Origin of the sequence: Lactococcus petauri, from assembly GCF_023499275.1 — a bacterium.
Taxonomy (GTDB): Bacteria; Bacillota; Bacilli; order Lactobacillales; family Streptococcaceae; genus Lactococcus; species Lactococcus petauri.
The window spans coordinates 1907385-1932491 of record NZ_CP094882.1; the positions used below are offsets into that span (position 1 = coordinate 1907385).

At 38.7% G+C, this 25107-nt stretch carries 21 protein-coding genes and 2 tRNA genes; 1 reads left to right on the forward strand and 22 read right to left on the reverse strand.

Features of this window, described 5'->3' with window-relative positions:
- Window positions 1-120: 120 nt before the first annotated feature.
- The 6 genes from lgb_RS09240 to lgb_RS09265 all read right to left on the reverse strand — a co-directional run bounded on the left by lgb_RS09240 (window position 121) and on the right by lgb_RS09265 (window position 7977).
- Window positions 121-918 carry a DUF6273 domain-containing protein gene (locus tag lgb_RS09240; RefSeq protein ID WP_064305354.1) on the reverse strand — a complete coding sequence of 266 codons (798 nt, stop codon included), beginning with the start codon at window positions 916-918 and terminating at the stop codon, window positions 121-123.
- On the reverse strand, window positions 908-3703 hold the full coding sequence (locus lgb_RS09245; protein WP_242810703.1) for a vWA domain-containing protein: 2796 nt from the start codon (window positions 3701-3703) through the stop codon (window positions 908-910). The genes lgb_RS09240 and lgb_RS09245 overlap by 11 nt, the downstream gene beginning before the upstream one ends.
- A gap of 11 nt (window positions 3704-3714) precedes the next feature.
- The gene (locus lgb_RS09250; protein WP_019293654.1) at window positions 3715-4512 is read right to left on the reverse strand and encodes a DUF6273 domain-containing protein; all 798 of its coding nucleotides are present in this window, start codon (window positions 4510-4512) and stop codon (window positions 3715-3717) included.
- A gap of 14 nt (window positions 4513-4526) precedes the next feature.
- Window positions 4527-5330 (reverse strand): DUF6273 domain-containing protein, encoded by an 804-nt coding sequence (locus lgb_RS09255; RefSeq protein ID WP_019293655.1) that lies wholly within the window; start codon window positions 5328-5330, stop codon window positions 4527-4529.
- A 99-nt stretch (window positions 5331-5429) separates the two neighbouring features.
- Window positions 5430-5864 (reverse strand): SprT family protein, encoded by a 435-nt coding sequence (locus tag lgb_RS09260; RefSeq protein ID WP_019293656.1) that lies wholly within the window; start codon window positions 5862-5864, stop codon window positions 5430-5432.
- Window positions 5845-7977 carry a Tex family protein gene (locus lgb_RS09265; RefSeq protein WP_019293657.1) on the reverse strand — a complete coding sequence of 711 codons (2133 nt, stop codon included), beginning with the start codon at window positions 7975-7977 and terminating at the stop codon, window positions 5845-5847. Before lgb_RS09265 ends, lgb_RS09260 begins: the two co-directional genes overlap by 20 nt.
- 96 nt (window positions 7978-8073) lie before the next feature.
- On the opposite strand from lgb_RS09265, the gene lgb_RS09270 reads away from it, so the two are divergent.
- Window positions 8074-8685 (forward strand): nitroreductase family protein, encoded by a 612-nt coding sequence (locus lgb_RS09270; RefSeq protein WP_019293658.1) that lies wholly within the window; start codon window positions 8074-8076, stop codon window positions 8683-8685.
- Window positions 8686-8804: 119 nt separating this feature from the next.
- Here lgb_RS09270 and rpsD read toward each other — a convergent pair whose 3' ends face one another.
- The 16 genes from rpsD to lgb_RS09350 all read right to left on the reverse strand — a co-directional run bounded on the left by rpsD (window position 8805) and on the right by lgb_RS09350 (window position 25098).
- Window positions 8805-9416, reverse strand: a complete 612-nt coding sequence (gene rpsD / locus lgb_RS09275; protein ID WP_003133217.1) for a 30S ribosomal protein S4 — start codon at window positions 9414-9416, stop codon at window positions 8805-8807.
- A gap of 202 nt (window positions 9417-9618) precedes the next feature.
- Complete coding sequence (locus lgb_RS09280) at window positions 9619-10974, reverse strand: APC family permease (RefSeq protein ID WP_019293659.1); 1356 nt, start codon at window positions 10972-10974, stop codon at window positions 9619-9621.
- 270 nt (window positions 10975-11244) lie between these two features.
- Window positions 11245-11694, reverse strand: coding sequence for a hypothetical protein (locus lgb_RS09285; RefSeq protein ID WP_019293660.1), 450 nt, complete (start codon window positions 11692-11694; stop codon window positions 11245-11247).
- A gap of 113 nt (window positions 11695-11807) precedes the next feature.
- Window positions 11808-12407 carry an ATP-binding cassette domain-containing protein gene (locus tag lgb_RS09290; RefSeq protein WP_029345764.1) on the reverse strand — a complete coding sequence of 200 codons (600 nt, stop codon included), beginning with the start codon at window positions 12405-12407 and terminating at the stop codon, window positions 11808-11810.
- Window positions 12408-12470: 63 nt separating this feature from the next.
- Window positions 12471-14507 (reverse strand): DUF1430 domain-containing protein, encoded by a 2037-nt coding sequence (locus lgb_RS09295; protein ID WP_019293661.1) that lies wholly within the window; start codon window positions 14505-14507, stop codon window positions 12471-12473.
- A gap of 405 nt (window positions 14508-14912) precedes the next feature.
- Window positions 14913-14986, reverse strand: a tRNA-Pro gene (locus lgb_RS09300).
- Between the two features lie 54 nt (window positions 14987-15040).
- Window positions 15041-15114: transfer RNA gene (locus tag lgb_RS09305), tRNA-Arg, on the reverse strand.
- A gap of 119 nt (window positions 15115-15233) precedes the next feature.
- Window positions 15234-16037 carry an energy-coupling factor transporter transmembrane component T family protein gene (locus tag lgb_RS09310; protein WP_019292582.1) on the reverse strand — a complete coding sequence of 268 codons (804 nt, stop codon included), beginning with the start codon at window positions 16035-16037 and terminating at the stop codon, window positions 15234-15236.
- Window position 16038: 1 nt separating this feature from the next.
- Complete coding sequence (locus lgb_RS09315; RefSeq protein ID WP_019292583.1) at window positions 16039-16884, reverse strand: energy-coupling factor ABC transporter ATP-binding protein; 846 nt, start codon at window positions 16882-16884, stop codon at window positions 16039-16041.
- Window positions 16881-17714: an energy-coupling factor ABC transporter ATP-binding protein gene (locus tag lgb_RS09320; protein ID WP_249663212.1), complete on the reverse strand. Its 834-nt coding sequence runs from the start codon at window positions 17712-17714 to the stop codon at window positions 16881-16883. The genes lgb_RS09315 and lgb_RS09320 overlap by 4 nt, the downstream gene beginning before the upstream one ends.
- Before the next feature lie 65 nt (window positions 17715-17779).
- On the reverse strand, window positions 17780-18274 hold the full coding sequence (locus tag lgb_RS09325) for a DUF2325 domain-containing protein (protein WP_019293662.1): 495 nt from the start codon (window positions 18272-18274) through the stop codon (window positions 17780-17782).
- A complete protein-coding gene (gene nrdG / locus lgb_RS09330; protein WP_019293663.1) occupies window positions 18271-18870 on the reverse strand; it encodes an anaerobic ribonucleoside-triphosphate reductase activating protein in 600 nt (199 codons plus the stop codon). The genes lgb_RS09325 and nrdG overlap by 4 nt, the downstream gene beginning before the upstream one ends.
- A gap of 191 nt (window positions 18871-19061) precedes the next feature.
- A complete protein-coding gene (locus tag lgb_RS09335; protein ID WP_019293665.1) occupies window positions 19062-20507 on the reverse strand; it encodes an APC family permease in 1446 nt (481 codons plus the stop codon).
- Between the two features lie 211 nt (window positions 20508-20718).
- Complete coding sequence (nrdD, locus tag lgb_RS09340) at window positions 20719-22959, reverse strand: anaerobic ribonucleoside-triphosphate reductase (protein WP_019293666.1); 2241 nt, start codon at window positions 22957-22959, stop codon at window positions 20719-20721.
- Between the two features lie 160 nt (window positions 22960-23119).
- On the reverse strand, window positions 23120-23632 hold the full coding sequence (locus lgb_RS09345) for a cysteine hydrolase family protein (RefSeq protein ID WP_019292590.1): 513 nt from the start codon (window positions 23630-23632) through the stop codon (window positions 23120-23122).
- Window positions 23633-23736: 104 nt separating this feature from the next.
- Window positions 23737-25098: an APC family permease gene (locus lgb_RS09350; RefSeq protein ID WP_019291515.1), complete on the reverse strand. Its 1362-nt coding sequence runs from the start codon at window positions 25096-25098 to the stop codon at window positions 23737-23739.
- Window positions 25099-25107 lie beyond the last annotated feature (9 nt).

Genomic DNA, 25107 nt, shown 5'->3' on the forward strand with positions numbered 1-25107 from the left:
AAATTTTTTTGCCAAGAAAAAAGATATTGGAACACGATATTCTTACATGCATTGGTGAGCGATTTTATTTTTAAAACTTTAAACTAAAGGCGTCCAATGTTAATTTTTGCCCCAACCTCTTTACTTATCTATTTTAAGCACATATTCCTTATGCCCATTGATTTCTTTCTCTTCCACCTCTGTTTCAGGTGGAAGTGTAAAGGCTGGGCGGACATAGGCAGGGTAAACTACGCCATTTCCTCCAAACCTCCCCTCATAACCAATCACTTTAACCACTGCAGAGGCAGTTTCAAAAACTGTACGCAACCACCAAGGATAGCTAACATGGTCTCCTTCTAAATAGGCAAGTCTATCCTCTCTAATCCCTCCTTTTCGTCTGAAATATAGTAAGTTACAGTCACCTTCCAAACGGAGTCCGTCCTTAAAATTTCCTACATCAATATCCGAAAGCAAGAAAAGCTTCCGCTCTATTTTTTCCAAATATCTTTTTGATGATGTCGGTTCTAAGGGTTCAATCGCAATTTCTGTGAGAGGGATCCGATCCTTCACTCCTTTGGAAAAACGCTTGATAAAGTCCTTGTGCATAAAGGCATCCGGTATGCTATGTCCATAATAGGCTTCCTCCCAACCATCCCGAAAAGACATGGGTGGATCTACGAGGTGTTTTCTTAAAAGCAAAACATTACCTTGACCGATATAATTTTTCGTGAGCACCAGATAAGGCACTAGCTTACCATCTTCTTTGATGTGAACAGTATATCCTAAGCGTTTATCCTTGTCATAAGCTAAATCTCTTAGAGTTTGTGGATCTTTTACGGGAAGTAAATACACGAGTTCCTCTCTCTTTATAAGGGCAATTGAAAGGACAAGACTTAAGAACAGTGAAGTAATAAGAAAAAAATTTTTTTTACTGGTCATCTGACTTTACCTCTCTGAACTTCGCAACAAGTTCTTCCTCAGCTTTTACTTGATGCTGATAAGTATTTTCCGAAGATAGAAGTTCATCTCCTTTGTACCAACCTACAAACTCCGCATTTTCTCGTGGAATAGAATATAAGGGCGAATAGTTTGCAAAGCGAGTCATTCCACCTCCTAAAACAAAGCCTAGGTTTTCGTTTTCCACTCTAACATTTGTCGCATAATATTTTGATGACTCTTCTTTACCTCTCGTTTCTGAGCTTAGCTGCTCTCCCTCCTTGATGAGTTCAGTAGCTTTATTTTCTGATTCTTTATAGAGGTTTATCTCAACTTTTTCTCCCGCATTTAGTTCAACATCTTCAAACTCTTCGGTCAGAAATACGCTTCCGTCCATATTATCAATGGTCTGTACCGTATAATCCACCTTGGTCGCCTCGCTGGCTTGGACAAGTACTGTCGTGTCTTCTGCTGCTGAAGTGGAAAGCTCCATGACTTCATCCGTCGAATACTCCTCCATCTCCCCTGTTTCACGTTTTACCTTGATGTCTACATCTCCTGCTATTAGGATGCGTTTTGAGGTTTTACTTGGCTCAGGAGTCTCAATCTTTTCCTTCTGATAATTTTCATCCTGCGCCCTCAACCATGCGAGACAAAGGTCAGGATGATGCGCTTGGGCGACTGGGTCTAAGTTTGATACAAGGGTCACTGAGAGATTGGGGTGTTTAATCATAAATTTGAACACAAGCTCTCGAAAAGTCTCTGCTAAAGACTCAATTCGTACCTCTGAATGATTGACCAACCCCATGGTTCTCAACCAGTCAACAACAATTTTTTTCACCTTCGTTGCATCACTTCCTAACATCATAGAGGTGACAAGATTTTTAAATAAACTTTTTGTAAGTTTTTCCCTGTCTTCAACCCGTGTTGTGAAATAGAGTTCAGCTAGTATTCGTATGTCTTCTTGATGTGCATTTACATATTTGTTTCTGTTCTTTATCCTTTCTACTGCAAAAAATCTAATGATATCATCCAGAGATTCATTCATTCTCTTACCCTTTGGGTCATCCACAATTAACCCATTAAAAATATCCAGTATACTTATTTTTTTAGCTTGAAATTCTTCTAGTTTATAGATTAAGTTAGAGTCTAGCTTTTTTAATTCCGCTTCCATTCGACTTTTAGCAGTTTCATAAACCTCTTGGGGAAGTAAAGTTTTATCAGGCAAAGACGAATCCTGCCCATAACGCGTAAACTCAAACGGATAGACCTCCGGTCCCACTTTGGTTACCACATCATTGACATTAATAACATTAACAATATTGTCATGCCGTCCCTCTCTATTCCCTGTTCCCTTCAAAGTCCCCGCAGGTGCTTCAAAGCAGAAAGCATACATATCTTCTGCTTTGAGTTCGCCACTGGCTAGCTTACGTCCCTTATTTAAAGCACCAGCGGTCAGATTGGTCACTGCTGCAGCTCGGCTATAGCCGTTAATCCAAAGTTTTACCTTGCCTGTCACCTTGTGTTCTTTCAGGTATTGGTCTAAGAAGGTCAGCGCTTTTTCACTGGCTTCTCTAAAACCCTGATGTTCGCCTGACCGTCCCAGAGTCAAGTTACTGGCCCACTCTGCTTCGTAACCGCCACCACGAATAGCTAGAGCTATCAAGGTATAGTCTTCTTCTTTGACCGTCAGTTTTTTCTGGGCAATAACCGCCCCGATCGAGTCTGTCGAGGGTCTTTCTTGAAAATGTTGGTTGGCCTTGAATTTTTCAAAACCGATTTCTTCCAGCAGGTTCTTCGCGTTTCTAATTTTTAAAAGATAGTTTTTTTCTTGGATACTGGACCAAGCAGCCAATTCTAGGTTGAGCGACATGGTCGCTAGCCGTGGGTCATAAGGGCGATTTTTCTCCTGGCGATAAGCATAAGCACTCTGCTCAAAATAAGAGTCACTGTAGTGGTAAACTGCTTGAGAATCCCTACCTTCTTTTCCTGCAGGTGCGGAACCATAATTAAAAGTCCCTGACTGAAACTCCTTGCCTGCCTCCTTACTTTTAAAAACAAAATCCATATCTTGTACATCTCTAAAATCAAAGGCCCCATCTGTTTGGATATTTTGGAAAAAGGTCCGGGCAAATGCTTTGGTCGAGTCCGCAATCTTATCGATAAATACGAAAGTCCGAAAACTTACCTGTTGTTCCGTTTTCATCTTTTGCGCCAGATTATCCGCCGCATTGGCAAACTGATAACTGTATATATCTTTATTTCCATACTTTCCTGTATTTAATTTTTCACCTGTGGTTGGTGTCCGGTCACTGATGATGAAGATATTTTTTTGCCCCTCATCCTTGACTGCTTGCAAGAGCTGCTCTGCCTGCTTCAAACCACTGTGTAAGTTGGTCTTCCCTCGTGTTTCTATCTTTTCCAAAGCGGACAGCAGCTGTTTCTCATCGGGAGTAAAAGCTTGTAGCACGGTTGCCTCATCTCCAAAACTCACCAACGCAACCTGGTGCGCCTGCTTGGACGCACCCGACTCTTTTACAAACTTGCCAACTATATCTTTAGTCTGCTTAACGCTTCTTCCCCCCATACTTCTAGAGCTGTCCATCAGAAAAATGCTGTACTGCTTTTTTTTACTGTCATCGGGAGCTTCAAAGCTTATCTTTTGTCTTTGAGCTTCTGACAAACTGATACTTAAATCCAAATCTTTCACTTCTGTAGCAGATATGCGTGTATCAAAAAATATGGGGTGACACAGCACAAACAGCAACAAACATAATTTTTTTAACATCATTCACTCCTTTATTTATCCGTCTTAAGCACATACACCATCTGCCCGTTATTCTCTTTTTCCTCTACCTCTGTTTCAGGTGGAAGCGTAAAGGCTGGGCGGACATGGGCAGGGTAGACAACACCCCCGCCTGATAACATTCCCTCGTCATCAACTCCTTTAACTACTGTGGAGGCCGTCGCAAAAGCCGTACGGAGCCACCAGCTGTTAGGAGTAGAAGCCCCAGCTAAATAAGCTAATCTGTCCTCTTTCACACCCCCTTTTCGCTTAAAATACAGTAAGTTACAGTCATCTTCAAAACGAACTCTACCCTTGTAATTTCCTACATCAATATCCGAAAGTAAGAAAAGTTGCCGCTTTATTTTTTCTATATGCCCCCTTCCTGCATTTTCTTCTGAGGGTTTTATCCCCAGCTCTGTAGAAGGAATATTTTCTTGGACATCTTTAGACAAACGCTTGATAAAGTCTTTGTGCATAAAGGCATCTGGTATGCTATGCCCGTAATAAGCTTCCTCCCAGCCCTCTCGAAAAGACATGGGCGGATCTACAAGATGCTTTCGAAGCAATAAAACATTACCTTGTCCGATGTAATTTTTCGCAAGAACCAGATAAGGTACTAGCTTTCCATCTTCTTTGATGTGAACGGTGTAGCCTAAACGCTTGTCCTTGTCATAGGCTAAATCTCTTAATACTTGTGGCTCTTTTGCAGGAAGTAAATACACAAGTTTTTCTCTATTTACTAAAAGAGCTGTTACTGCGATACTAAAGAACAGAGAAAATACAATCAGAAATATTTTTTTATTGGTCATTTGGGTTCACTCCTTTATTTATCCGCCTTAAGCACATATATTGTCTGCTCGTCGTTCCCTTTTTCCTCCACCTCTGTTTCTGGTGGCAGTGTGAAGGCTGGACGGACATAAGAGATGTAAGCAACACCATTTCCTCCAAGCCTCCCTTTATAATTAACTACACTAGCTACTACAGAATCCGTCGCAAAAGCAGTACGGAGCCACCAACTGTAAGGAGTTGAATTCCCATCTGAATAAGCTAACCTGTCCTCTTTTACTCTACCTTTTCGCTTAAAATAAAGTAAATTACGGTCATCCCCCATACGATGCTTGCCTCTATCATCTCCAGCATCAACGTCCGAAAGCAAGAAAAGTTTCCGCTTTATTTTTTCTATATGCCCCATTCCTGCATTTTTTGCCGAGGGTTTTATCCCCAGCTCTGTAAGGGGGATATTTTTCTGCACATCTTTAGACAAACGCTTGATAAAGTCCTTGTGCATAAAGGCATCCGGTATGCTGTGGCCATAATAAGCTTCCTCCCAGCCATCTCGAAAAGACATGGACGGATCTAGCAGGTATTTGCGAAGCAACAAGACATTGCCTTGATTAATGTAATTTTTCGTGAGCACCAGATAGGGCACCAACTTTCCTTCTTCTTTGATGTGAATGGTGTAGCCCAAGCGTTTGTCCTTGTCATAGGCTAAATCTCTTAATACTTGTGGCTCTTTTGCGGGTAATAGATAAATAAAATCCTCTCTTTTCACAACTATAAACACAGCAATAAGTATTTGTAGCAAACTTAAGACTAAAAACATCATCATCTTTTTTTTACTTTTCAATCGTCTTTCTCCTTAAAAATCGTGATAAATCCTTCACTAACTAATACGAGAAAAAAACGAAATTAACACTAAAAAAAGCAAAGAAAAAAGAACAAGAAGTTATCCTTGTTCTTTTAGTTTGCCGCGGCATTTGCCACAGGCATATTTTTTTATATCAATTTTACGTTGACGTTGATAAATCTGCTGACAGCTTTGACACACATAAGTATGTTTAGCCTCTCTTATTGATGGAGCATAACGTAAACCTCCTACTTGAGCAAGTAAATCCTTGAACTCCCTGTCTTTATGCTTATAACCTCGTTGCTGGTCATAGAGATGATAATGAACCAGCTCATGGAGAATAATACCATCAAACTCTGCTCGATTTGCCATTTTAGGGTTAAAATCCAAATGCATATCCTTAGGAAAAAAACGACCGCCCGTACTGCGTAACCTATTATTCCACTGAGCAGTATGCAGAAATGGGCGCGCAAATTTCTCTATAGAGAGATGGCGCACATGGTCTGTTAATTCCTCATTGTTCACGTGGTTCAACCAAAGTTAAATTAATCTTACCACGCTCTTGGTCAATTGATTTTACCCAAACGGTTACGATTTGTCCGACAGCAACAACTTCATGAGGATTTTTCACAAAGTTTTTGCTCAGGTCAGAAACATGAATCAATCCGTCATTTTTAATACCAATATCCACAAAGGCACCAAAATCGACAACGTTACGCACTGCTCCTTCAAGTTTTTGGCCCACACGTAAATCGCTCGCGGAAAGAACATCTTGGCGTAAGATTGGTGCATCAAAATTATCACGTAAATCACGTCCTGGCTTTGTCAAATCAGCAATAATATCTGTCAATGTTTCGCGACCAACCCCAAGTTTTTCTGACATTTCGGAAATATTTACTTTTTTCAAAATTGCTGCGGAATTCGCATCGAGGTCAGCTATATCAAGTGTTTCAAGTAATTTTTCGACCACTTGATACGACTCTGGATGGACTCCAGTGTTATCAAGGAAATTCTTTGCTTCAGGAATACGAAGGAAGCCTGCTGCCTGCTCAAAAGCTTTCGCCCCTAAACGCGGAACTTTTTTCAACTGCGCGCGGCTTTTGAGAGCTCCATTTTCCTCACGAAACTTCACGACATTGTTGGCTAAGGTTTTGTTAAAACCAGCAACATGTGAAAGTAGCGCTGGACTTGCTGTATTTACATTGACACCAACTTGGTTGACGACCGTTTCAACAACAAAGTCCAAGTTTTCGGTAAGTTTCTTCTCTGCAACATCATGTTGATATTGTCCTACACCAATAGCTTTCGGTTCTATTTTCACCAACTCAGCCAAAGGATCTTGCAACCTTCTTGCAATGGAAATAGCCGAACGCTTTTCTACCGTCAGGTCCGGAAACTCTTCACGCGCCAACTCTGAAGCCGAGTAAACAGAAGCCCCAGATTCACTCACGATAACATAAAAGACATCAGAAAGACTGTTTTCTTTTAAGACTTCGGCCACAAAGGCTTCGGATTCACGACTGGCTGTTCCATTACCAATAGCTATCATATCGACCTTATATTTAGAGATTAGTGCTGCTAACTCCTTTTTCGCTTGGGCAATTTGACTCGCATTAGCAGGTTTTACGGGATAGATAACTGTCGTCGTCAAAAGTTTACCTGTTGCATCAACAATGGCGAGCTTTGCTCCTGTACGATACGCGGGGTCAAATCCCATCACTGTACGCCCTTTAAGCGGTGCCACCAAGAGCAGGTTTTTCAAGTTTTCACCAAATACTTCGATGGCTGCATCTTCAGCTTTTTCTGTTAATTCCCCCCGTACTGCGCGTTCCATCGCTGGAAGCAGCTTTTTCTTCACTGCTTCTTTTATGGCTAAACTCATATATTTGTTGTTTCGCGCAGCAAAACGATTTTCAAAAAAGCGTAAAATCTTATCTTCGTTATGTTCAAATTTTACAGAAAGAACGCCCATCTTTTCGCCACGATTCAAAGCGAGTACACGATGATTAGGAAGCTCAGATACTTTCTCCGCAAATTCATAATAAATTTGGAAGACTTTTTTCTCATCAAGGCTTTGCTCTTTCAGACGACTTTCTAAGAGGCTATTTTGTTTCACTTCGCTCAATAGCCAGCTCCGCAATTTAGCATCCTCAGAGATCGCCTCTGCCAGGATATCCATGGCCCCTTGAAGCGCTTTTGCTACTGTGGCGAAAGTTTCATTCGTATATTTCTCTGCTTCTGCTTCAAGACTTGGTGTATTTTTAACAATGAGTTGTGCAAGCGGGAAAAGACCATTTTCTTTCGCCACTGTGGCTTTTGTGCGACGTTTTTCTTTATAAGGAAGATAAAGGTCTTCAACTTCAGACAGCTTCTCAGCTGCTTCTATTTGAGCCTTAAGCGCATCCGTTAATTTGCCTTGCTCCTCAATCTTGGACAGCACTGCTGTTTTTCGATCCTTAAGTTTTGTTAGGCTATCATTTTCGTCAATAATTTTTTTGATTTCAACTTCATCTAAGCTGCCCGTAACTTCTTTTCGATAACGGGCAATAAAAGGTACTGTGTTACCTTCTGCTGTTAGTTCAAGTACTTTTTGAACTTGTGAACTTTTAATATTTAGTAATTCAGCTATTTTTTGCGTATTTTCCATTCTTCCATTTTACCATATTATCACCATTTTCAATTCATGTGATTTCGATGTTTATTTGCTAAAATAGCTCTAGTAAAAAATTAGAAAGTGGAAGAAATGGAATATTTAGAATTAGCCCAAACACGCCATGCCGTCAAAAAGTTTGATAGGAAGAAAGTTCCTCTTGAAGAGATAAAAGACATTATTAAAACTGCTCGTTTAGCTCCTTCAGGCATTAATATACAAAGTTGGCATTTTGTCGTTATTGATTCAGCTGAAGCCAAAGCCGCACTTTTAAAAGAAGTCAATCCTTCAAATCACGAGCAGATTGAAACAGCAGGTGGCTTGATCATGATTTTTGCGGACAGTCAATATGCCGATCGCCTTAAACTTATTAGCGAGCGTGGCAGTGAAGAACTTTCAAGCCTTGACATTGAACGCTTTACTCAACGCTATCAAGCTTATGTCAATAGTTTTGATGCTGAATATCTCAATACCTATATGTCTATGACAACTGGCCTTGTCACAATGAACTTGCTCTATGCCATCTATGATAAAGGTTATAAGGCCAATGTTGCCCTTGGCTATAAACGCACAGAAAAAATCAATGAGATTCTCAACGTCGATAAAAAATACCGTCCAGAACTCATCATCCCTTTTGGAACTTCTGAGGAAACTGGCCAACCAAGCTTTCGTTTGGGGCTTGAGGATATTATGGAAATTCGGTGATAAAAAATCTGCATTTAAGCAGATTTTTTATTTTGAGTTCAATATTTTTGAGAGTTTTATTGAAAACAAAAAAACTCTAAGTCAATCTGACTTAGAGTTATAACTCGTGTGAAACGAGATTACATCATTTTGTTGTAGAATTCGACGATAAGTGCTTCGTTGATTTCTGTGTTGATTTCATCGCGCTCTGGAAGACGAACGAGTGAACCTTCAAGTTTATCAGCATCGAATGATACGAAGTTTGGACGTCCTTTAGTTGCTTCAACAGCTTCAAGGATTGCAGGAACTTTCATAGATTTTTCACGAACTGAAATCACTTGACCAGGTGCTACACGGTATGATGGGATATCAACGCGTTTACCATCAACGAGGATGTGACCGTGGTTTACGAATTGACGTGCTTGACGACGTGTAGTTGCAAGACCAAGACGGAATACAACGTTATCCAAACGTTGTTCAAGCAAAGTCATGAAGTTGAAACCAAGAGTTCCTTCTTTAACACGTGTAGCTGCTACAAACAAGTTACGGAATTGACGTTCAGAAACACCGTAAGTGAAACGGAGTTTTTGTTTTTCAGCCAATTGCAAACCGTATTCAGAAAGTTTTGAACGGTTGTTAGGCCCGTGTTGACCAGGTACGTAGTTACGACGTGCAAGTTCTTTACCAGAACCTGTAAGTGAGATGCCGAGACGGCGTGATTGTTTCCAAGATGGACCAGTATAACGTGACATGTAAATGTCTCCTTCAAATTTTTTTGAAGAATATTGACAGCCTCGAATTCGTGCATTTCACTTTCGCCTTACAGCTTCGGTTACTTCGTAACAAGGGAAATGTTGACGAGTTTTCTAGCTGACTGCTATATTCAACTTTACTATTTTAGCAAAATTATTAAAAACTGTCAACATGACAAGTGAATCATTTATAGTGTTCTTCTTATTTAGATTTTACTTTAACAACTGCTGCAACACTATCGCTGCTTCGCTTCATTTTCGTCTGGTAATAAAACACAGGAATACCGGCAAGCGTAATAGCAATCCCAATCATCGCAAGAACGGGCTGCTGTGTAATAGTCGTCCACATGATAAACAAGGCACCCAACATTCCAATGACAGGAAGGACAGGGTAAAGTACAACCTTATATGGACGGTGCAAATTTGGCTCCTTTTTGCGGAGGATAAATACTGCAAGAATTAACAAGAAGGAGAAAAACCACATTACAAAGATGACCAGATTTGTCAGGATATCAAAGGAACCTGCTGCCATAAAGATGCAAGCTAAACTCCCAACCAAGGCCGTTGAAACAAAGGGAATGGCATTTTTATTGAGTTTACTCAAGTGTTTTGAGAAAGGAAGTGAGTTTTCTAAAGCTAGAGCATAAGGCACACGAATTGCTGTCATTGTGTAGCCATTGAGCGTGCCATAAACAGAAACTAAAATCCCAATCGTTACGAGCTTACCACCATTTACACCAAATAATTTTTGTGCAGCATCTGAAGCTGTATTTGCATTTCCTGCAATCTGATCCAGAGGCAGAACTTTCAAAAACCCTAAGCTAATGGCAATATAAATAAATGAAATAACCAATAGACCGATGGTGATAACTTTCGACAAATGTTTTTGCGGATTTTTCATCTCACCGGCGATATTCCCTACATTCATCCAGCCGTCAAAGGCAAACAAACTCGCGACCAAAGCGCCACCAAGACCGGCAAAGAATCCGATATTTTGTCCCGCCTGAAGCGGAAACAACTGCACATCCACTTGCGAATTGGTTGTCAAACCAAAAATAATAATTAAAAAGATTGGGATTAATTTTAAAATCGAAGTCACTTGCTGAAAACGTGAAGTAAAACGTGAACCCAGTAGATTAATAGACATGATAGTTAAAATAGAGGCAATAGCGATAGGTAATAATAAGCCTTGAGGTAGGCCAAGTAAGTTCAGAACTTGTGTGGCAAAGATTATTCCTAGGGCTGCCATATTTCCAGGATTATAAATTAATACTTGTACCCAGCCAAAAAGAAAGCCCACTAGTTTTCCATAACTGCGCTCTAAATATTTTACAGCACCACCTGTTTCCGGAATGGCAGCAGCAAGTTCAGCAACACTGAGTCCAGCGCAAATCGTTAAAATACCACCCACTGCCCAAGCAAGCAAAGTTAGCGAAGCAGATTGAGTTACTGCAACCATCGCAGCAATTTTGAAGAATACTCCTGCTCCAATAACCGTTCCGACAACGATAGATAAGGCTCCGAAAAAACCGACATCATTTTTCAAGTCTTTTTCCATATAATATCTTCCTTAAGTAATATATTCACTAATTTTTTTAGTGTTATGCACTATTATACTTCAAGTACTTCTACACACCTAACAATTTGCGGGACTTTAGGAGCTTGTTAAGCAAATGTAATTCTTTAGATGAATTAAAGAACAAAAAACTCAGCTACGAAAACTTCTCAGCAAACACAACTCAATGGCTGTCCGAAGACAACATCTTTTTATCCACTGCTATTTTTTCAAACCAATCTTACAGAAGACCATGAACAATCTCCTTAAAAATTAATACCAGTTTGTTGGGTTATACCAACAAGAAAATGTAGCAGAAGATCTTCCATAAGTAGTTGCAAGTGCCCATTGTTTAAATCCAGCATTTGCTACTTGACTTCTCGTACCTACTTTAGCTTTAGCACCATGTCTTTGATATCTAGAGCTGTAATGGTTAGAATGTCCTCTTTTCATTCTTCCCCAATCATAAAGGTCAGAAAAATATACCCATCTCCCTGAAGCATGATTAATAGCTGGTCTTGCTTTCTTATTGGTGTTAGACCCTAAATTACTTTCTACAATATTACCTTCAGGGTCAAAATGGATATATCCCTCAGAATCTGATGTGTGTGTGATATCCCCATATGGCTCTTGTTTGTCCGCAAAAGCCACTGAACCACCTAGGAAACCGCCGAACAGTCCAAAAGAAAGTACTAAAGTTGCTAAATATATCATTTTTTTCATATTTACCTCCAAAAATTTTTTATATACAATGTCGCTGTGTCTCCGATAATTTTAAAGCCGAGGATTGTTCATGATCTTGTGTAGGGTTGATTTAAAAAAAGAGTAGCGCAAAATTAAAGTTCTATGCTTTTATTCCCTTTCTTTGCCAGTTCCTCATCATGGGTGACAATGATTACTGCTTTCCCCTCTATTGATTGTTGAAATAAAATATCCGTAACGATATCTCTGTTGAGCGAATCTAAAGAACCTGTCGGTTCATCCGCTAAGATAAGTATGGATGGCTTTAAAATAATTCGCGCGAGTGCAACGCGCTGTTTTTCTCCTCCAGATAAACTGCTAATCATTGTGGATAGTTTTTTATTTAAATTGACCGCATTCAGTGCCTCCTTTTTTTGTTTTACTTTCTCTTTCCTACTTAATTTGCTATATTTTAAGCCTATTTCTAAATTAAAATTAATTGTTTCTTCTTCAACTAGACCGAAATCTTGAAATAAAAATGATATTTTATTTCTCTTGATTTTTAGTTTTTCTTTTCCTTTCAGCTCTGCCGCTTCAATACCTTCAAATAAATATTCTCCTGAACTTACCGTGTCGTTCATCCCTAGTATGTTTAACAGCGTCGTCTTTCCAGAACCACTGACACCTTTGATGGTAACAAAATCACCCTTATTTACAGTAAACGCATTGATTGAAAAAATGGGTTTATCCTGTATTTTTTTTGGACATTAGATAGAGAGACTATTTCGTTTTTATTCATCACTTTCCCCTTTAAAGATTTAATTAGACTGTCTTTTTTCAACTCTAAACAAAGTCATACTGACTATAATGACATTGAGTACCATGGCCAGAAAGATATTAATAACAAATTCTTTGCTGATTTCAGACAAGAAGGCAGCTATAGTTAAACCCATCATTAGTTCGAATAGCAACAATAAAAAGACGGATGCATAAGTTTCAAAAAAGGAATAACCGTTTAGCCTTAGCAAATAAAATTTTTTATTATGATACTGGAAAAAATAGGCAGTGGTGAGTAAGCAAACAATGGAAAAGACAAATACAGTCAATAGGGAGCTGATTAATAAAGAGCTGAGCGATCCAGACAGGCTTTTTATTAGCGTAATCTCTGACTTTTCATAGGGGACAAAAGAAGGTAAATTATCTGTTAACTTGTTTTTCTCTAAAAGCCCGCTAAGCTTTTCACTTGACTGCCCAGCTGTTTTTATTTTGATTGGCGGATACATAGCACCACTAAAAATATTCCTTTCCCAACTGTCGCTGTTTTTGAGTGTTAAAATATCTAAAATAGGATAGTCATCAATCCATGGCTTATTGGGAACAAAACTGTAGACAGGTTGTTTATCTTTGATATAGATAATCTCCGTTAATTTATCCTCAAATTGGAGTAAGTCTTTAAAATAGTATTCTTCTATCTTCTTTAAGTCATCACTTCCCTTGAATCTTTCGGGAATGAGTAATATCCTTTTTTCTTCACTTTCTTCTATAAGGACTCTCTGATTATTTTCATCTAAAATCTCGAATTTTTTTAAATAATTAGGGTTGAGTTGTATCTCTCTCCCAAATACTTCGTTCTCTTTTGTATTATAATGTTGTATACTTACCAGCAAGCTTCCCTTTTGGTTTAAATAGCGATAAATTTCCTCCTCTTCTTCTGCTCTAGAATCCTTGTCATAGGTAAATTCAAGTTGATTTTTTCCCACAACAACGGGGTAAAAAACATGATAGTTATCTTCACTTATTTTTTTAGGCACTTCACTATTAAAGGTGATATTGGAGGCTTGATACATAATCCTTGCTAAATCTAGGTGTATTACGACTAACATCATCAGAAAAATAAGTTTTATCGCTGTTGGCAATATGTTGATAAATAACTTTTCTCCTTTATTTTTACTCTCTTTTTTTCTCCGACCTAACTTTTCCACGACATAAACCAGCATCATCAACCAAATATAACTAAAGGATAGGAGTAGTCCAACATTTATCATAAAATTAACACAATAGATGCGTGAAATGCTTCCTAATAAATAGGTAAGTAAAGCAATGGATACAAAAATACAAGTTGCATACCCCTTGCCGATAAAGTTATTTATACTCGCTACGATAGAATAGCCATTTTGTCGTAAAATATGAATTTTTTTATGAACTGAAAAAATCCAAAAACTCAACATCACCGTAAAAAAGGTTATGCCAATCTTTAAATAGCTTGAAATATTGTAAATGTCCCTACCCGATGATAATTCATAACTTTCACTTTTTTCAAAATCTGCAAAATCTTTGTAAGTATAGTTCTCATCAAAAGCTTTGTTATAAGTATTTTTAATCTGCTCTACCGTATCTTTATATTTGTTTTTATCCTCTGTTTTTATAAAAACTTGCCACTCAAATTCATTTTTATTTTTTAAATTATCTATACCGTCTATAGTTAAGACTGATTTACTCAATGGAGGGCTGTACACGCTTTTTTGATGCGTCTGAGGTACATACAAGGTTATCTCTGCTTTTTCTAGGAACTTAAAATTGATCCCTTCTTTGATAAAGTACCCTTGGTCTACAACTTTATAGAGTGTAAATAATCCCTCCTGTTTTGAAATTTTTTCTATAATATCAATCGCGCTGTCGTTCTCTTTTTTATTCGTTATTTTTTTAGGTTTTTTTACAGGAGAATAACTATCCGTATATCTAAAAAAGTCTGTCACTTTATCTCTTGAATATTGCTCTACCTGAAAAATAAACATTCCAAATAAAATGCTGAGTAGAAGAATAGCAAGATTAAATTTTAAAATTCTTTTTTTCAAAAAAGCCTCATTTCAGTTAGTACTTTTATTCTCAAGGTCTGTTTTCTACTATTTTTTGATCTGTTCTGCAATGTTGACTTCACATCCTCCTATTCACAATAAATTTTATTCATGGCACACTATTATCCGTAAAAAAATATGAAATATAACAAAAAAAATCAAAAAAACTTTTTAACTGCTACTTCTAGAATTGCAATACTTCTTGATATCTCCTATTTGCTTTAACGTATATAGTACGTCCTGATACTAGAGTGACAATATTAATGCTAACTTCAAAGCAAAATAAAAAAATAGACTCCAAGGAATCTATTCTTTAACTCGATGACATCAACCGCAATACAGGCTCAGTTTTCATTTCCAACAAAAAAACTCATCTACGAAAGATGAGTTAGGGTTAGTCGGTAATCGGGAAGACAGGATTCGAACCTGCGACACCTTGGTCCCAAACCAAGTACTCTACCAAGCTGAGCTACTTCCCGAAGGTATGAAAATTTTTTACAATAATAAAACGGGCAAGCCCGAATTAATTATTATGCACCCGGCAGGATTCGAACCTGCAACCGCCTGATTCGTAGTCAGGTACTCTATCCAGTTGAGCCACGGGTGCGTTTTTTAACTACTTGATTATTATAGCAAATCAAATTTGCGAATGCAAGAATAAACTCATAATTAAACAAAAAAAACCGAAATTATTCAGTTTTTTTATTCTAAAAGTAGCTGTGCGAATTAACGACTAAAGGTATTCCATGACAGTAAGAGAGCAGCCAATATAAAAATACTCAGTAATAAAATAAAATCATTTTTCGACCATTTGAGCTGACGATATTTACTGCGCCCATCGCCTCCTTGATAGCCTCGTGACTCCATGGCAACTGCTAAATCTTCTGCACGGCGGAAGCTCGAAACAAAGAGCGGAATCAATATCGGGATAATCGAGCGGACTTTTTGCAAGAGATTCCCTTCACCAAAATCCATACCTCTTGCCTTTTGGGCATTCATAATCATGGTTGTATCGTCCATCAATGTTGGAATAAAGCGAAGTGAAATCGAAAGCATAAGTCCTAATTCATGTACCGGTACCTTGATTTTCTTCAAAGGTGCTAAACCAGTTTCAATACCATCTGCCAAGGTTAGCGGCGGCGTGGTCAATGTGAGTACTGTTGACATAAAGATAATTAACACAAAGCGGAAGAAAATATAGAGTGCGTTAATTAAGCTCTCTGTTGATATTTTCAATATCCAAAATTGAAAAATAATATGTTCTCCAGGTGTAAACAGCATCTGAAAAATAACTGTAAATAAAATCAAGCCAATCATCGGTCTTAGACCTTTAAGGAAATAAGAAATAGAAATTCCTGATAAAAGGACACCAGCAAAAGTGTAAAGAATTAAGAGTAAATAGCCTAACCAGTCATGTGCAAAGAAAATCACGATAACAAAAATAAACATGACTAAAAGTTTGCTACGAGGATCCAGACGATGAATCAGCGAATTTCCAGGGATGTAACGTCCCATAAGCATATTTTGCATTCTACTTTTTCGCCTCCTTCAGCATTTGAATCAACTCTTGACGTTTGATAGGCAAGCGGTCAAAGACCACACCTCGCTGCTCTAACTTGACAGCAAATTCTGTTGTTTTAGGTACACCAAGCTCATGCTGCATCAAAAATTCAACATTTTGAAAAACGTCTTGAGGACTACCTGATGAAATAACACGTCCTTTTTCTAAGAGATATACCTTGTCTGCATATTCGGCCACGTCATCCATATTATGTGTGACCAAAACAACTGTCTGTCCTTCTTGATGCAGGTGACTAAAGAGCTCCATCATCTCGATACGGGCTTTGGGATCCAATCCAGCAGTGGGTTCATCAAGAACTAAAACTTTAGGTTCCATTGCTAAAATTCCCGCAATGGCAACACGGCGCATTTGTCCACCTGATAATTCAAAAGGCGATTTTTCAAAGTTTTTTTCTGCTAGACCGACAAGCTCGAGCTTTTCACGCGCAATTTTAAGCGCCTCTTCTTGCGAAACACCAAAGTTTTGTGGACCAAAAGCAACATCTTTCAAAACCGTTTCTTCAAAAAGCTGACTTTCTGGAAACTGGAAAACAACCCCCACCTTTTTACGTGCTGGCTTGATTTCTTTTTGTTTACTGCTGGCCTGAATGACAATATCATCAATATTGACCTTACCTTCTGTAGGTTGCAACAGGCCATTAAGATGTTGTAATAGTGTTGATTTCCCTGAACCTGTATGGCCAATAAGGGCAGTATAACTTCCTTCTGCCACCTCTAAATTGATGTCAAAGAGCGCTCGACTCGCAAAGGGAGTATTCGGTTGGTAAGTGAAATTTACCTTATCAAATTTAATCATTTTCTCAGTCTTTCTGCTAAGAGTTCTGCCAGTTCTTCTTCATTTAAATATTTTTCTGGCAAGTTAAAGTCCGCTCGTAAATCCTCGGCTAAGTTCGATGTGAAAGGCATATCTAAACCAATATTAATCATATCCTCACCAGAACCAAAAAGTTCCTCTGGCTTGGCGGATTTGATAATTTTACCCGCACGCATGACCAATACACGATCAGACAGGGTAGCTTCATCAAGGTCATGAGTAATCGAGAGCACTGTAAGATTATATTCTGCCTTAATTTCACGGATAACGCGCATGATTTCAGCACGTCCTGTCGGATCAAGCATGGAAGTTGCCTCATCAAGAATAATAATTTCTGGACGCAATGCGATAATCCCTGCAATAGCAACACGCTGTTTTTGTCCACCAGATAATCGTGCAGGTTCCTTGCCTTTAAACTCTAGCATATTGACTTGTTTTAAAGCCTGGTCCACACGCAAAATCATCTCTTCACGAGGAATACCCTGATTTTCCATTCCAAATGCGACGTCGTCCTCAACAGTTGCTCCAACAAATTGATTGTCAGGGTTTTGGAAAACCATTCCTATTTTTTGACGAAGTGCCCAAACGTTCTCTGAACTTAAAATTTGTCCGTCAATTTTTATATTTCCAGATACATTTTCAAGTAAACCGTCAATAGCACGAGCTGTGGTTGACTTTCCTGAACCATTTTGACCAATGATAGAAACCCACTCTCCTGCTTGGACAGTAAAAGATACCCCATCTAAAGTGGGCGCTTCTTGATCTTCTTCATATTTGAAAGTTAGATTTTCTACTTCGAGGATTTTATTCATAAAACTAATTATACCAAATGACTTGCATTTTCGCTATCTCTCATTTTTGCAAAAAAGCCCTGATGTCAGGGCTTAAACATTTTTGCAAAATCAACTTCCTCTTCAGTAACTTTAAAGTCCTTCAGAGCCGATTTTAAGGCAAGATTTTTTGCTTTCTTGGGTAGCTGGTACTTTTCTTCAGAATTGTTCGTAGAAGGATTAGCCAACTTTTGTTGCGGACTTTTTTTTCTTGGCATTTTTGGCTTCATAGTTTTTTCGGACAACTTTATTTCTGGAAAGGCAAGCTTAAGCTTTTCAATAATCTTTTCTACACCGAAATTACTGCCTATCCAGAAAGGTGTATCACTCGCTTTTGCTGCTTCTTTTGCAAATCGAACTGAAGCATGAGCGACATTGAGGTTCCGAATCATCACAAAGTCAGCTTGCGCCACTAATTGGTCAATTTCGGAACGCCTAGGTTTTTTCTTGTCAAAACCGAGAAAGCCAATTTCTACAGCTGCTAGTCCTGCACGTAAGTCATGCCAATAGCCTGATTCACAAATTACTAACACAGTTTTCATATTAGCTTTTCCTTATGAATTTGTTCTACAGCTGCTTTACCGTCATTGAGTTTTTCCCAGATGACTACTCGATGCTCAGCGAGGGACTTTTTCACATCAATAATTCGTTGATTTGAAGAGCCTCTAAATTGGAGCAATAAGTTTTTCTTACTGAGTTTAAAGCGACCGTCAACAAGTATATCAATATTTCGCAAAAGCTCAAGTTTGGTTTCATCCTCTTGTAGAAGCTCTTCCCAAGTATAACCCGTCCAAGACCAAATATCCTTTTCAGGAAGTTCTGCGCGTATACGTTTGACAAGCGGTAAAGCAACGCCAGTATTGAGGAAAGGCTCACCACCAAGTAATGTCAATCCCTGAACATAAGACTGGCTCAAGTCAGTCATGATTCTTTCTTCTAATTCTTTTGTATATGGACTACCGTAACGGAAATTCCAAGTTGCTTGATTATAGCATCCTTCGCAGTGGAATTTACAGCCGGATAAGTAAAGCGAGCAACGTACACCTTCACCATCAACAAAATTGAAAGGCTTATAATCTGAAACATAGCCCTGTTCCAAATCCGCAGCAAGCCACTCTTGTGGTTTTGGATTATTCATCTGCCATTACTCCTATATCTATTTTATCTAAAATTTCACAATTCATCCTCTTAATCACAATGAAGAGGATATCATGCAGACAAGCCGGATAAAGCTTGACGTTCCTCATTAGACCCTTTAGGGGCAATGAGAGTAGCGTATCAAAAAATGAGCAATTTCTTCCGAAACTACTCATTCTATTATACTACTTTTTAGACTAAATCATTTGATTTTTTTTGCTCACGACGCGCAATAAATGGAAGGAGCATCCCTAAAAGAATCAAGACAACTGGTGTCAAAATGTTCGAAGTCAATTGGAACCACCAAGCCGAAGGGTCGGCAGCAAAATCAACTTTTGGTACCATACCAAGGACACATGCTACTAAAGTGAACAAGAAACACCAGATACCAGCAAACATCGCCAAGCGTTTTTGCTTGATAAATTTGTATTCAGAAGTAAAGTGTTTGATCGCACGATTAAGCATGATAAAGGCGAAGAATACCCACATGTAGCGCATTGGCATCACCACTGAGTTTAAGTTTGTCAGCCATTTGACCAATTCGTTCATGTTTCCTATTCCAAGCAAAGGCATCAAAATAACGATACTTACCAAAATTCCTGTCAATACAAAACCATTGATCAATGTTCCTTTGGCAGTCGTTTTACGTAGCCAAGCTGGAACAAATTGTGGATCTGCATCCGCAAGCAATATACGCAATGGCGCATCTATTGAAAAGGCAAGCGCAGCAATTTGACCGATACCTTGTGTAAAGGCATAAACATACATCAGGCTATTGCCAATACCATAGTGTTCGCCAAGCATTTGAAAGGCGGCATAGGCACCATTGGCCATGAGGTCATCAGGCAAGTTACCACTTGTAAAGAGCATACCCATCGCAACTGAGCCAAGAACGGCACAGACACCGACCATTGCAGCAAGCATAAACATTGCTTTTGGAAACTCACGTGCAGGACTCTTCATTTGGTTGACATAAGGTGAAATTTTTTCTGCCCCACCAACCGCAAAGACTAGCATAGAGATTGTTGTGAAGTAACTGAAGTCGAATTTAGGGATATACGTGTTGATATTTCCCATATCTGGTGTTGCGATTGCAAAGTCTTTTGCAATAAAAGGAACGCTGACAGCCATCACGATAAAGAGCAAGCTCATGACAAACATTGCTGTTCCTGCAAGTCCCCCAATAACTTTAAGCGTGTTTAAACCTTTTGTTGCGAGCCAGAGGAAGAGAAGGAAAATAATCAATGAAATGATGGCAACCATCGGAACAGACATCAAACTTACAAGCTGTCCATCTCCACGACCAATCCAACCAAAGGCAATCAAAATAGCTTGAGGTTTTTGGGCCAGATAAGGGATATGCACAACCCAATATGTCCAGGCTGCATAGTAGGCAAGACGTTTTGTTGAAGTTTGTTCAACCCACGAACTTACGCCTCCTTTACTGTCTTTAAAAGTTGAGCCTAACTGCCCAACAATAAGTGCATAAGGTACAAAGTAAAGCGCCAAAATCAAAATCCATGAGGTAACAACTGTGATCCCTTGCTGGGCGAAGTTATTGACCACATTTCCCATGCCCCAAACCATGTTGAAGGCGATAAATGCGACGGTAAACCATCTAATTTTTTTAGTGTCCATATTACTCCTTAAAATTTTTTATCACTCTGCGGACAAGACAAAGTAATTTTTTACGCGCCTTTTACAAATGTAAAAAAGCGGTTGCATTAAAATTATAAAATAAAACTTAAACACTGTCAATATTATTCTTGAATTTTCACTAAAATTTTAAATTTGTCCCTGCTTTTTTATCTTTTCATAAAAAAATGAATCCTAAGATTCACTTTTTACTTTATTTTACAAACTTGCTCTTTGCATGATCTACAGCTTCACTGTCAATGCTCTCGCCATCTTCAAGAACACCTACAGAGCCATTCATATGTTTGACACGCGCTGATATTTCTTTATGACGACCATGAACCATAGGGCGAGCTTGAGGGTTACCTAGGTACCCACATGTTCGTTTTACCACATCACATGTTTGTGGGTTAGCATTGTCACATTGGGGACATTTAAAGCCACGCTCAGTCGCAGTAAAGTCTCCTTCGAAACCACACTCATAACAATGGTCAATCGGTGCATTTGTTCCCAAATAGCCGATACGATCATAAGCAAAGTCCCAAACGGCTTCAAGTGCACGAGGATTTTGTTGAATCATTGGATATTCCGCATAATGGATAAAACCTCCGTTGGCATAAACGGGATAATCTTTTTCAAATTCCAATTTTTCAAATGGAGTTGGATTTTTACGCACATCATAATGGAAGCTGTTCGTATAGTAATCTTTATCGGTGATATCCGCAACAGAACCAAATTTCTCCTTATCCATACGACAGAAACGGTCTGTCAGACTTTCACTTGGTGTAGAGTAAACAGAGAAATGATACCCGGTTTCTTTGCTCCAGTCTTTACAATCTTGGTTCATACGTTTTACGATTTCCAAAGTAAAGTCTTTTGCTTCCTTGTTATTTTCCCACGTTGGTCCATAGAAACTTGTTGCAACTTCATAAAGGCCGATATAGCCAAGGGAAACTGTTGCACGTTCATTTTTATAAAGCTCATCGACTGAATCTTCAGCTTTCAAGCGACCCAAGGCCCCATTCATAAAGAGTATAGGCGCATTTTTGGGTTGGGCTTCTTTTGTACGGTTAACACGGAAAACCAAAGCATCCTTAGCAATGGCAATGCGTTCATTAAAAATTTCCCAGAACTTTTCTTTATCGCCTGCCGCTTCAAGTGCAATACGTGGAAGGTTTACCGTTACTACTCCGAGGTTATTACGGCCCGCAGTTACTTCATTGCCCTTTTCATCTTTCCAACCATGAAGGAAGCTACGGCATCCCATACTTGCTTTAAATGAACCTGTTAACTCGACAATCTTGTCATAAGACAAGATATCTGGATACATACGCTTTGTGGCACACTCTAGTGCCAAGTTTTTAATGTCATAGTTTGGCGTACCGACTTCAAGATTCAAACCACGCTTCAAGGTGAAAATTAATTTAGGGAAAATAGCTGTACGATGCTCTTTTCCTAAACCTCCGATACGGACTTTCAGGATAGCTTTTTGGATTTCACGTGCATACCAGTCTTCTCCTAAACCAAAACCAACTGTAACAAAAGGTGTTTGCCCATTTGAAGTAAAAAGCGTATTGATTTCATATTCCAAAGATTGCATCGCATCATAGATATCTTTTTTAGTTTTTGCTTGAGCATAGGCTTCACGTTTTTCCGGTTGCTCAATCCACTCTTCCGCATCTTTTAAATGCTTCGCATAGTTTAATTTTGCATAAGGTGCTAAAATTTCATCAGCACGGTCAAATGAACAGCCGCCGTATTGTGAGCTAGCTACATTTGCAATAATTTGTGAAGCTTGAGCAGTTGCTGTTTGAATGGACTTAGGTGAGTCTACTTGAGCATTCCCTAATTTAAAGCCATTTTCAAACATATTTTTAAAGTCAATCAAACAACAGTTTGACATCGTTGTGAAGGGAGAATAATCTAAGTCATGATAATGAATTTCCCCTTTTTGGTGGGCATTCGCTACATGAGGAGGAAGCATCTTTAAACCAATGGCTTTAGAAACAGCACCTGCAGTTAAGTCACGCTGTGTATTGAAAACATCGCTATCCTTGTTGGCATTCTCATTGACAACCGTTTGGTCCTTGTTGATCAATTTTTCGATGGTAAAGTTAATGTCTGTTGCCTTACTTCTTTCAAGATCACGTTGTGTGCGATAAGTTGTGTAAACTTCCGCCCACTTTGTTTCACCAAGTTCCATCAACAGATGTTCCACAATACTTTGAATTTCATAAATCTTAACATTATCCGTAAAACGTGTGAATATTTCGTGTACTACACGATCGCAGATTTCTGCTATACGCTCCTCTGAAGCCGGAGGTAGTATTTCGTCCCCGGCTTTTTGTAACGCGTCAAAAATTTTGCTGCTGTCAAACTTTACGGAGCGACCATCACGCTTAATCACACTGATTTCTCGATCTGTTACAACAGTGCTTTCCTCAACCATTTTCATTGTTTCGTTCCCCCATTTTTTAATTCCTTGTGCTTCTATTCTATCAAATAAATTTTTCTTTTTCCACTATATCTAGTATCATTTTTTATGAAAACAAAAGAAAGCACACTATATATAGTGTCGAGGCCCAAAATAAAAAAAGAGCTATTTTTGCTCTTTTTTAGTCATTAATCACATTAATTTGACAAGATTTCATTGTTTCTAAAGCTGCACGATGACTTTCTGGAGTTACACCCGCACAACATGAGGCATCAACAGTAATTTTTACTTCTGGAGCAAATGACTTAATCAATAAAGCATTTGAAACCACACATATATCTGTACAGATACCAATGAGTTCCACTTGCTCCACATTCTCATTGCGGATATATTCTGCAAGCTCTACTGAACCAAAAATATTTTTTTCGAACACACGTTGAAAGCCAACTTGTGCTTCCTTACGTATTTCCCAACCCTGAGTACCTTTTTGACAGTGAATTACTGGCAAGTTTTGTCCTTCTTGAGTTGTTAGGTAATCTTCAAAGTGTGTATCTTGTGTAGCAAGTCGTTCATTTTCAGCGTAAGACACCAACTTCTCGATAACCTTTGGAACAATAGCTTGCGCTTCTTTTGTGCCCAAAGAACCATCTATAAAATCATTTTGAAAGTCAATCAATACCAGTAATTTTTTCATAAGCAAATTATAGCAAATTTACTTTAAAAAGCAAATACTGATAAAAAATAAGCTCTCCTTCCAGATCCAAAAGAAAAACTCCACACTCGGAGTTTTTTTCTATATTAACGATGGTACTTCTTGTCTAGATGGTTGTAAACAGGAAGACCAATTAAGGTAAAGACAACACCAACCAAGGCTGGAACTTGGTTACTCATATAGTCTGAACTAATCAAGGTCATGACTAAGATGAAGACACCACCAATGATTGCAATAATTGGAATAACTGGATAAAGTGGTACTTTATATGGACGGACTAATTCTGGTTCGCGCTTACGTAAGATAAAGACCGTTATGAAAACCATAGTGTAGAAAATCCAAATTACAAAGACCAACATATTTGTTAAGAAATCAAAAGCATCGCTTGAAAGCATTGTTACAACTAACATGATTGCTGCAATTGCAACTTGCAGAATACCTGAGTTTACGGGCACGCCGCTCGCTGAAAGCTTTTTAAACGTTCTCCAGAAAGGGAAAGATTTCTCTGTTGCCAAAGCGTATGATGCACGCATTCCTGTCATTGAATAACCATTAATTGTACCGTAAACAGAAATTAAGATACCAATTGTGACAAGTTTACCTCCCATACCACCAAAAATTGTATTGGCAACAATAGCAGGGAGATTCGGATCATTTTCCATCAAGGTTGGAATACCTAAAGTACGAATATAAGCTGCATTGATAAAGACATATACAAACATGATAGCAACAATACCAAGAATAATCGCACGAGGCAAATGTTTAGCAGGGTTTTTCATTTCACCGGCAATATTACCAGCATAAATCCAACCGTCATAGGCAAACATAGTTGCTAAAAGACCTGAACCAATTGCAGACGCCAAGGATAAGTTTTCTCCTGCTGTAATAGGAAGCAATTGGAAATCAACACCACCAGGACGAAGTAACCCAACAACAACAATCAAGGCAATCGGAATTAACTTAATCACTGTTGTAACGGACTGAAGGCCTCCCGCAGCTTTAGAACTAATGAAGTTAATTAAGGTAACTGTAATTGCTGCAATTACACCGACTATTGCAGTGTTAGCTGCGCTCACATTCATCCCAAACAAATTTAAAAATTGTGTACCAAATACAACAGAGAGTGCTGCAATATTTGCAGGGAAATAGATAATAGACTGTGCCCAACCTAAGAGAAATGACCAACGTTTACCAAAACCACGTTGAATATAGCGAATCATCCCACCTGTTTCAGGGATAGCAGCAGCAAGTTCTGCAGCAGTTAATCCCCCACAAATTGAAATGATACCACCAAGTATCCAAACCAATATGTGCAATCCTGGTTGGCCTGTGAGTTCCGCAACTCGTCCAGCCTTGAAGAATACACCTGCACCAATAACCGTACCCATTACTGTTGTAAGGGCAGGGAAGAAACCAAGCGTTCGCTTCATTTCATTTTTTTGTTCCATAAGAGCTCC